The sequence below is a fragment of the Rhodospirillaceae bacterium genome, assembly GCA_018660465.1.
Taxonomy (GTDB): domain Bacteria; phylum Pseudomonadota; class Alphaproteobacteria; order Rhodospirillales; family JABJKH01; genus JABJKH01.
This window is the reverse complement of sequence record JABJKH010000022.1, coordinates 43,673-53,226: the sequence shown is the minus strand read 5'-3', so window position 1 is coordinate 53,226 and position 9,554 is coordinate 43,673. Positions and strand designations below refer to the sequence as shown.

The window sequence follows — 9,554 nt, the reverse complement described above, 5'->3', positions numbered from 1 at the left end:
TGGCCGATATCTTCAACGGCCTTGATCGGAATACCGAGAACCAGTTCATGAGCGGACTGGAAGAACGCAACCGAGAGAGTGCTGAGAAGATCAAATCGCTAATGTTCACCTTCGATGATCTGGCCAAGGTCGATGCTGCCGGTGTTCAGGTAATCCTCCGCCAGGTTGAGAAAGATCAACTGGCAATGGCGCTTAAGGGCGGTTCGGACGATGTAAAAGACCTGTTCTTCGGCAACATGTCCGAACGTGCCGGCAAGATGATGAAGGAAGACATGGAGGCCATGGGCGCGGTTCGCCTGCGCGATGTGGACGAAGCCCAGTCTGCCATCGTGCAGGTCGCCAAAGCACTGGCTGATGCCGGTGAAATTGTTATTGCAGTCGGCGGTGAAGACGACGAATTCGTCTACTAATCGACAAACAGAAAATATTAAGCTGCACGGCAGCGGGAACATTAATGAGCACGGCACAAAAATATATTTTCGATACGGACTTTGAAGAAGAGGCTAAGCGAGTCCTGCTTGAGATCAAGCAGGAAACCGAGGCCGAAGCCAAATCCGAAATTGAAGAGCCTGATCCGACCTTTACTGAGGCGGAAGTGAACACTGCCCGCACCGAAGGCTTCAACGCGGGCAAGGAAGAAGGTATCCGTGAGGCTGCCAACGCGACCGAACAACGCGTGCTGGAAACGTTGAAGGCGTTGAGCCAGCAAACGGAGCAAATCTTTCACAGTATGGAAGACGTAAACACAACGGCCATCCGCAACGCCATGTCGGTGGGGGCCTCGATTGTTCACAAGCTTTTTCCGCATCTAAATGAACGCCACGCGGACACCGAAGTTCAAGCTCTCATCGACACGGTCATAAAACAAGTTATCAGCGATCCAACTATTCGCGTGCATGTAAACGAGGGGCTATTTGAGGTCGTTAAAGAGCGATGTGTGCCGATGGCGGCAAAAATCGGTCATGGTGATAAAGTCGAAGTCATTGCCGACAGCACACTTCCCGAAGGTAATTGCCGACTCGAATGGGAAAGCGGTGGTGCCGCGCGCGATGCTGCAGGCATATGGCGCGACGTTGATGAAATTCTAGAACGCAACTTGGGTGGCAATTGGAAAGCGCTAAAAGAAGTAGCTGAGTCCATTGCTGCGGAGAAAGCGGCAGCACTAGAGCCAGTCGCTGAGCAAACTGACTCTCCAGGTTTGGATCCAGATCAGGGGGAACAACCTACGCCGACCTCAGAAATTACGACTGAAGAACCAAAAATTACGACTGAAGAACCAGAAATTACGACTGAAGAACCAGAAATTACAACTGAAGAAGGTGTCGTCGAAGACACTCCAGGAATTGTACCAGAGGCAGAAACGACACCAGAGAAAGGCTCCTCTGAATCTGAAACATCTGAGAACGACGCCCCTATAACGGACGACACTCCTGAGGGACAAGGAGACGAAAATGGCTGACGAAGAAGACAATCTAAATCTTTCGGAACTCGACACATCCACAAAGCCGGTAGAAGACGACGATGCGGAACTGGCGGCAATGGACGTGGCCTTGCCGGAACGCGACACACAACTGGCCAGCATCCAGGATCTGGAAGCGGTCTACGACATCCCCGTTCAGGTCTCAGCGGTGTTGGGTAAATCCAGCATGCAGGTGAGCCAAATTCTAAAGCTTGGTCGGGGTGCCGTCGTAGAATTGGACAGGAAAGTCGGTGAGGCGGTTGATATCTACGTCAATAACCGGCTTGTCGCCCGCGGCGAAGTCGTCGTCGTGGAAGAACGTCTTGGCGTGACCATGACTGAAATTATCAAGACGGACCAATCTTAGGTTCCCTTCAGGGGTTCCCATCAGGGCAGACGATTTTATAAATGGCCAACGACGCAAACATAGCAATTGGAAAAGTTAAGGGATCCTTGGATCTGGCCACGATTGTTGGCTTAGTCTCGGTGTTTGGGCTTGTCGCCACTGCGATTTATCTTGGCGGCGATGTAAAATCCTTTTTCAACCCGCCGTCGATCTTGATTGTCTTGGGTGGCACCTTAGCCATTGTTACGGTTTGTTATTCGCTCGCCGAAGTTGGACGCACCGGCCGTATCGTCGCGAAAACCCTGACACAAAATGTCCGTGATCCGTCGGAAGCCGCCACTCAGGTTCTTCAAATCGCCGATTTGGCCCGCAAGAAAGGGGTTTTGTCGCTGCAAGAAGTATTGGCGTCGATCCGGTCAGAACCCTTTCTTTATAAAGGCGTCATGATGGTCGTAGACGGGACACCTGGGCGCGAAGTCGAATTGATCATGCGCCGCGATATGTCGGCAACCGGCCAGCGCCACGTCAAAAGCACGGGCGTACTCCGCAAGGCAGCGGAGTTTGCCCCAGCCATGGGATTGATTGGTACGCTCATCGGTTTGGTTCAGATGTTGGGAAACTTACAGGACCCGTCAACCATTGGACCGGCAATGGCCGTAGCCCTGCTGACAACATTTTACGGTGCCGTGCTGGCGAACATGGTGTTCATGCCCTTGGCATCCAAGTTGGAACGCAACTCAGCCGAAGAAATGCTGATTTACAATCTTTACACGATGGGGGCGACTTCCATCGGCAGGCAAGAAAACCCACGGCGATTGGAGATGCTGTTGAACAGCGTCCTGCCGCCAGCAAAACGCGTTAAATACTTTGACTAGTCTAGCGGCTGGTTGAAACTGGAGAATACGACACTATGCGGTTACTCATCATCGGAACCCTCGACGGTCAAATCGGCGCGGCCAGCCAAATCGCCATCGCGCAAGGCGCTACGGTTGCCCAGGCTGATGATATAGACGGGGGCCTAAACAACCTTCGTTCCGGCAAGGGTGCAGATTTGGTGATGGTCGACGTGAAGTTAGACATCCCCAATTTGATGATTAGCCTAAAAGCTGAACGTATTTCTGTTCCCGTGATTGCCTGCGGCATTGGCAATGATGCGCAAGCCGCCGTCCGGGCGATCAAGGCGGGGGCCAAGGAATATGTGCCTCTGCCGCCAAATGCGGAACTGATTGGCGCGGTCTTGGCCGCCGTCACCGAAGAAGCCCACACCATCGTTCACCAAAGCCCACAAATGGACCGGCTCTTGGAGCTAGGGCTCCAGGTCGCACCGAGTACCGCGAGCATTCTGATCACCGGCTCATCCGGAACCGGCAAGGAATTGATGGCGCGGTTTTTACACAATAATTCGAAGCGCAAGGCCGGACCCTTTATCGCCATCAACTGCGCGGCAATTCCTGAGAACCTTTTGGAATCTGAACTGTTTGGCCACGAAAAAGGCGCCTTTACCGGTGCTGTCGCGCGCCGGCTTGGCAAGTTCGAAGAAGCCAACAACGGCACCCTGCTGCTGGATGAAATCAGCGAGATGGACCCGCGGCTTCAATCAAAGCTGCTGCGCGCCATTCAAGAGCGCGAGATTGACCGGGTCGGTGGCTCCAAGCCTGTCAAAGTAGATGTGCGTATCGTTGCGACATCTAACCGTGACATGGATGCTGAGGTCCGTGCAGGAAATTTCCGCGAAGATTTATATTTCAGGCTCAACGTGATGACCTTGGACATGCCGTCCCTGTCAGATCGAACCGGCGATATTCCGGTTCTGGCAGAATATTTTGTAAAGAAGTACGCCGAAGCCAACGAAATGCCCGCCCTGCCGATTTCAAAGAGCGCGGAAAAAATACTGACGGCCCATTCCTGGCCCGGCAACGTGCGGGAATTGGAAAATACCATGCACCGGGCTGTCTTACTTAGCAGCGGTGAAGAGATCAGTACCGATGCGATCATGATCACCGGGGCACAGGGCGCCGCAACCGAGACCTCTTCAAATGCTGACGCAACCGCTGCCGGTATGGTCGGGCGAACCGTCGCCGAAGTTGAACGGGATCTCATCATTGATACGCTGCAACATTGTTTGGGCAATAGGACCCACGCGGCGAATATTCTGGGCATCTCCATCCGCACCCTGCGCAACAAGCTGAAACTCTATACCGGCCAAGGCTTCGACGTACCCCACCCGGGCGACGGCGATCAGCCGGCGGTTTAAGAAACTAAAGGCATAAAGACGACATGGCGGACACAGCCCCCTCAACAGCAGTAGCCACAACCGATGGCGGAGACGAAGACGCATCGTCGGTCGGCGATCAGCTGAATTCAATGGCCGGACGCGGCGATATCATGATGGCCATCGGCGTGGTCGCCATTTTGGTGATCTTAATTCTTCCGCTACCGACGTGGCTGATGGACTTCGGCCTAGCGATCTCCATCACTTTCTCAGTGATGATCCTTATGACCGCGTTGTTTATCGAAAGACCCTTAGAATTTAACTCATTCCCGACGGTTTTACTGTTGGCGACCATGCTAAGACTGTCGCTCAATCTTGCCTCAACGCGGTTAATTCTGGCCGGCGGCCATGAAGGAACACACGCCGCAGGTGAAGTAATTCAGGCCTTCGGCGGGTTTGTCATGGGCGGTAATTTCGTCATCGGCATTATCGTCTTTGCTATTCTGGTGATCGTGAACTTTATTGTTATTACTAAGGGTTCGGGGCGTATCGCTGAAGTTTCCGCCCGTTTCGCCTTGGATGCCATGCCGGGCAAGCAAATGGCCATCGATGCGGACTTGTCGACGGGCCTGATCGACGAAGATACGGCGAAGGCTCGGCGTAAAGATTTAGAAGACGAAAGCACCTTCTTCGGTGCCATGGACGGTGCCGCAAAGTTCGTCCGAGGCGATGCCATTGCTGGCCTGCTGATTACCTTTATAAACGTGATCGGCGGCATGATCATTGGTGTTGCCCAGCAGGACATGACTTTCTTGGCGGCGGCTGACTCGTATACCCGTCTGACCGTTGGTGACGGACTGGTCACCCAAATTCCGGCGCTGATCGTTTCCACCTCTGCTGGTTTGGTCGTAACCAAGGCAGGCTTGCGCGGTGCCACGGAAAAAGCACTTTTCAAACAACTGGCGACCCAGCCTCGTGCCCTCTACATGAGTGCAATTCTTCTTATGGGACTTGGAATCTTGCCGGGCATTCCTTTCCTACCGTTCGCCTCATTGGCAACGATTATGGGGGGTGCCGCGTTCTATCAGAACCGAGTCCAGGGCCACCGTAAGACTGAAGAAGAGGAACAACTTCAACTGGCTGCAGCTGATGCGGCGCCCATTGAAGAAGAACCCATCGCCAATGCCCTGCGCATCGACTATTTGCGCTTGGAACTGGGATACGGACTGCTGACCTTGATTAACAATCCGCGCGAAGGCCAACGCCTGACCGAACAGATTAAAGCGCTGCGCCGCCAAATGGCCTCTGACGTTGGCTTTGTGATGCCGTCGGTACGTATTCAGGACAACATGCAGTTGGCCGCCAATACCTACATTTTACGGGTGAAAGAAATTGACGCCGGAACAGGCGATCTTCGTCCCAACATGCTTTTGGTCATGGATCCCCGTGGTGAAGACATCACCCTTCCAGGCGAAAAAACGACGGAGCCTACGTTTGGTCTGCCGGCCATGTGGATCGAAGAAACAAACCGCGAAGAAGCTTTATTCCGTGGCTATACGGTGGTTGATCCGGCAACGGTTATTACCACTCATCTGACCGAAGTCATCAAAGACAACATGGCTGAATTGCTGTCATATGCGGAAACTCAGAAACTTCTCGATGAGCTGGAAAAAGAACATCAAAAGCTGATCACAGAAATGATTCCTGCGCAAATTTCGTTGGGTGGCATTCAACGCATTCTCCAGAACCTGCTGGCCGAGCGGATTTCCATCCGAGATTTACCAACAATTTTAGAAGGCGTTTCAGAAGGCTGTGGCCACAGCCGCAACGTCGCTTTGATCACAGAACACGTGCGCGCGCGACTGGCCCGCCAGATCAGCGATATGAATACCAATGAACAAGGCATCATCTCGCTCGTCACCTTATCACCTGAGTGGGAACAGCATTTTGCTGAGTCCTTGGTTGGAACCGGCGATGATCGTCAATTGTCCATGCCGCCGAGCCAATTGCAGCAATTTATCGCTGCCCTACGTGACACCTTTGAACGCCAAGCCATGATGGGTGAAACCCCTGTTCTGCTGACCAGCCCGGCAATTCGGCCCTTTGTTCGCTCTATCGTTGAACGGTTCCGACCGATGACGACCGTGATGTCGCAAAACGAAGTCTTTTCCAAGGCACGCATAAAAACGGTTGGTCAAATTTAAGAACCGGGTATAACCGGTATAAGTATTGAGATTAATGTGACCGAGGCACCTGCATGACCAGCGAACCCTCCCAGGCCCCTAAGGCTGTGACTAAAGGTCATAACATGATCGCCGTTGCGTCTGGTAAGGGCGGTGTCGGCAAGACGTGGTTCGCCATCACCCTCTCCCATGCCTTGTCCAAGGAAGGCCAGCGGACTCTGTTATTTGACGGCGACTTAGGTCTGGCAAATTTAGACATTCAGTTGGGCCTGATGCCGAAGCATGATCTCGGCAGCGTCATTTCGGGTCGCTTGACTCTCAATCAATCGATCGTTCCCTACGAAGACGGTGGCTTTGATATTATTGCCGGCCGTTCTGGTTCTGGCGGGCTTGCCAATGTTCCAGCCAGTCGGCTGCAAATATTAGGCGACGATCTGACGTTGTTGGCAGGTTCGTATGATAAGGTGATTTTGGATCTTGGTGCTGGGGTGGAGCGCACGGTCCGACAAATGGCCCAGAACGTCGCCACCTGCATTGTCGTCGCCACCGACGAGCCGACATCGCTGACTGACGCCTATGCGTTTATTAAAATCACCCATTTGGAACGCCCTGACACCGATATCCGGGTGGTCATAAACATGTCGAATTCCACGCGAGAAGGCGAACGTACCTTCAACACTTTGCTCAAAGCGTGCGAGGGATTTCTGAAAATGTCACCAACGTTGTTGGGTGTCGTGCGACGCGACGACAAAGTGCGCGAAACCATTCGCAGTCAATCATCTATCTTAACCCGCTATCCCAATGCAGAAGCCGCTGTGGACGTAGAAGCCATCGCCCTGAAATTATTGGAAACAGCCGATGGCTGATGTTGTTCCGCCACCAACAACACCGCCTGTTACTTCTTCTAGCCCTCCCCCCGCACCACCGACGTTGACCGTTTCCAACCCACCGCCTGCCTTAACCAGTAGTCCTGTCGGGACTCAATTCGAAGGCCGTGCGATTACGCCGCCAAATCAGCCCTCTAACCCGACCCCAACCCAGGCGGCTCCCCAGGCACCGGCCCAAGTCCAATACCAAGTTCAAATTCAAACGCCCTTGGGCACGCTAAATGCACAAAGCCCCCTCCCCCTCCCAAACAACGCGGCATTGGCGTTGGTTCTTCAGTCCCTCGGCGAGCAGCCGCAACTCCTGCTGACATCGCTTGATGGCAAACCTCTAACGCTTTTTCCAGCGCGTGTCGGAAACCTGTTAAACCCATTAGGCGCGTTGGCAACGTCGACACCAACAACACCCGTCACGCCTGGCGCACTGCCAATCACTCAACTGACTCAAGGCGCAACGGTCAATGCAACCCTGCTGAGACCTATATCCGCACTGAATGCCGGCATACCAACGACTGGAGCCTTGGCCGGCCAAGCTGCGGTCCCCGGAACCCCGGTTGCCGGGACATCGGCGGCGACATCTCCTGCTGGCATCGTTTCGGGTGTTCAGAGCACCCTCAATTCTGGTCAGACTCCACTCCACGCGAGCCATATTGGACCCCAGGCACCGGGCACAGGAATGCCCGCCACGGGCCTTCCGGCAGGCACTCAGGCAACCGTAAAGATCATATCGCTGCAACCGCCCACGCCCGGCAGCGCGCCGTCTCCGCCCACACCCGGCGGTACGATCACGGCGGGACAAACCCTGACCGGCACCGTTACCGGATCAACACCCCTCGGCCATCCCATTGTTACGACTTCGGCGGGTGTTATATCCTTGGCAACGAAAACCGTTCTGCCGACAAACACCCGTGTAATATTTGAGGTCGCCGGCAACCCCATTCTGCCACCGGCCCCCAAAACCGGCATTGGGCAAATGCTAACGACGCTACACGGCACGAAGTCCTGGCCTGAGTTGACCGAGGCGCTGCAAACCCTGGGCGACGTCAATCCGGCAATCGCTCAACAGGTGATCAATTCTGTCATTCCCGGAGCGAATGCCCAATTGACAACCAATGTCCTGTTCTTCCTCGCAGCTTTGCGCGGTGGCGACCTTCGTGGATGGCTGGGCGAGGGGCCAACGAGCATTCTGCAACGCGCCAAGCCTGATTTGGTGGCACGGCTGAATGACGGCTTTAATCAGATCGCTCGGGTTTCCGAAGAATCTACAGCCGGTGAATGGCGCGCAACAGCGGTGCCGTTTTTAAACGGATCGGAGATCGAGCAGATTTATCTCTACACCCAACGCCACAACCGCGAAGATGATCCCGACAAAGACAAAGCTGACGCCCGATTTGTCGTGGATGTGACACTGACGAATTTAGGCCGCCTGCAACTGGATGGTTTTTTGCACCAGGGACGTAAACATTTCGATCTTATTTTTCGCAGTGAGACACCCCTGCCCGGCACCATGCCTGAAGATATCAGAACGATCTTTATCAATTCGGGCGAAATTACCGGTATGCAGGGAGGCATCTCGTTTCAGGCCGCGCCGCCCAATTTTGTCGACCTCTTTCCGCCGGATAACGCGGACGATAATGTCGGCTTAATCGTATAGGTGACATAGATGGATACACACGAGCGCCGACAACTGCTGGCAGCTATACCCGGCCCCGATACAGAACATGAAATCCTGGTCCGTATGGAACAGGCCGTTTCGTTTGAGGGAGATCAAAACTCAACCCAAATTCGGATCATGTATATACCCGATCGTTTGCTGCTGCCTGATGAGAGCTTACGAGCTTATTTCAATGTGGTGTCAACGTTGGATTATGGCTCGTTGGAGACCTTAGCCGTTAAATTACTTGACGATTTTAACAACGAAATCGTCCCGCGCTGGGTCCAAATAGATATCACCACGACGGGCGCACAGATCACTGCGACCGACCGCCAACCGGGCTGGGACAATCCGAACCTTCTTTCTACAATTTTTTAAACAAAAGAGTGCGCTTTACGGCGGTGGGCATTTATGCCGATTTCGTCGAGAATGGATTGTTCTCGCCGGGTCTCTTCCAAGGCTTCCCGTTTATCGCGGTTTTCCTGGGCAATCTCATATTTTTTGAGTTCCAGATAGGCCTCACTGAGGGCATCCCGAGCTTCACCTACTTTTACCTCCATCTGAATGATGGACTCCGCCATTCGCTCGCGCCGCATGATAACGCCTTGGGCGTAGATGCCATAACATATATCGGCCTCCCCCGGCATTGAAGCAGCGACGCGTTGCTCGTTGACCACCTCAATCTCCAGATCACGTTGGCTTTGTTCCAGATCACCCATAAGTTTTAGCAACTCCCCCAAATCACGACGCTTTTCATCAACGCCGAATTCGTGGATTCGGATCAAGTTTTTTAAGTCATCAGCCATAATTTGTTCC

At 53.7% G+C, this 9,554-nt stretch carries 10 protein-coding genes; 9 read left to right on the top strand and 1 reads right to left on the bottom strand.

The window, feature by feature from the left end:
* The 9 genes from HOM51_04485 to HOM51_04445 form a co-directional block, all read left to right on the top strand.
* Positions 1-410 (top strand): flagellar motor switch protein FliG (locus HOM51_04485; protein ID MBT5033756.1); only part of this gene is annotated, 410 nt, incomplete at its 5' end.
* Between the two features lie 44 nt (positions 411-454).
* Positions 455-1,459: a hypothetical protein gene (locus HOM51_04480; GenBank protein MBT5033755.1), complete on the top strand. Its 1,005-nt coding sequence runs from the start codon at positions 455-457 to the stop codon at positions 1,457-1,459.
* A complete protein-coding gene (gene fliN, locus HOM51_04475; GenBank protein MBT5033754.1) occupies positions 1,452-1,826 on the top strand; it encodes a flagellar motor switch protein FliN in 375 nt (124 codons plus the stop codon). Before HOM51_04480 ends, fliN begins: the two co-directional genes overlap by 8 nt.
* 41 nt (positions 1,827-1,867) lie before the next feature.
* On the top strand, positions 1,868-2,680 hold the full coding sequence (locus HOM51_04470; protein MBT5033753.1) for a flagellar motor protein MotA: 813 nt from the start codon (positions 1,868-1,870) through the stop codon (positions 2,678-2,680).
* Between the two features lie 35 nt (positions 2,681-2,715).
* Positions 2,716-4,059 (top strand): sigma-54-dependent Fis family transcriptional regulator, encoded by a 1,344-nt coding sequence (locus tag HOM51_04465; protein ID MBT5033752.1) that lies wholly within the window; start codon positions 2,716-2,718, stop codon positions 4,057-4,059.
* A 23-nt stretch (positions 4,060-4,082) separates the two neighbouring features.
* Positions 4,083-6,221, top strand: a complete 2,139-nt coding sequence (gene flhA / locus HOM51_04460; GenBank protein ID MBT5033751.1) for a flagellar biosynthesis protein FlhA — start codon at positions 4,083-4,085, stop codon at positions 6,219-6,221.
* A 53-nt stretch (positions 6,222-6,274) separates the two neighbouring features.
* Complete coding sequence (locus HOM51_04455) at positions 6,275-7,066, top strand: MinD/ParA family protein (GenBank protein ID MBT5033750.1); 792 nt, start codon at positions 6,275-6,277, stop codon at positions 7,064-7,066.
* Positions 7,059-8,738 carry a hypothetical protein gene (locus tag HOM51_04450; GenBank protein MBT5033749.1) on the top strand — a complete coding sequence of 560 codons (1,680 nt, stop codon included), beginning with the start codon at positions 7,059-7,061 and terminating at the stop codon, positions 8,736-8,738. Before HOM51_04455 ends, HOM51_04450 begins: the two co-directional genes overlap by 8 nt.
* A 9-nt stretch (positions 8,739-8,747) precedes the next feature.
* Entirely contained in the window at positions 8,748-9,116 is a 369-nt protein-coding gene (locus tag HOM51_04445; GenBank protein MBT5033748.1) for a hypothetical protein, read from the top strand.
* On the opposite strand, the gene HOM51_04440 is transcribed toward HOM51_04445, so the two are convergent.
* Positions 9,113-9,544, bottom strand: a complete 432-nt coding sequence (locus HOM51_04440) for a hypothetical protein (GenBank protein ID MBT5033747.1) — start codon at positions 9,542-9,544, stop codon at positions 9,113-9,115. The genes HOM51_04445 and HOM51_04440 overlap by 4 nt on opposite strands.
* Positions 9,545-9,554: the final 10 nt, after the last annotated feature.

Coding starts and splice junctions, on each gene's coding strand:
- HOM51_04480 (MBT5033755.1), top strand. CDS start 455: ATGAGCACGGCACAAAAATATATTTTCGATACGGACTTTGAAGAAGAG.
- fliN (MBT5033754.1), top strand. CDS start 1,452: ATGGCTGACGAAGAAGACAATCTAAATCTTTCGGAACTCGACACATCC.
- HOM51_04445 (MBT5033748.1), top strand. CDS start 8,748: ATGGATACACACGAGCGCCGACAACTGCTGGCAGCTATACCCGGCCCC.
- HOM51_04465 (MBT5033752.1), top strand. CDS start 2,716: ATGCGGTTACTCATCATCGGAACCCTCGACGGTCAAATCGGCGCGGCC.
- HOM51_04440 (MBT5033747.1), bottom strand. CDS start 9,544: ATGGCTGATGACTTAAAAAACTTGATCCGAATCCACGAATTCGGCGTT.
- flhA (MBT5033751.1), top strand. CDS start 4,083: ATGGCGGACACAGCCCCCTCAACAGCAGTAGCCACAACCGATGGCGGA.
- HOM51_04455 (MBT5033750.1), top strand. CDS start 6,275: ATGACCAGCGAACCCTCCCAGGCCCCTAAGGCTGTGACTAAAGGTCAT.
- HOM51_04470 (MBT5033753.1), top strand. CDS start 1,868: ATGGCCAACGACGCAAACATAGCAATTGGAAAAGTTAAGGGATCCTTG.
- HOM51_04450 (MBT5033749.1), top strand. CDS start 7,059: ATGGCTGATGTTGTTCCGCCACCAACAACACCGCCTGTTACTTCTTCT.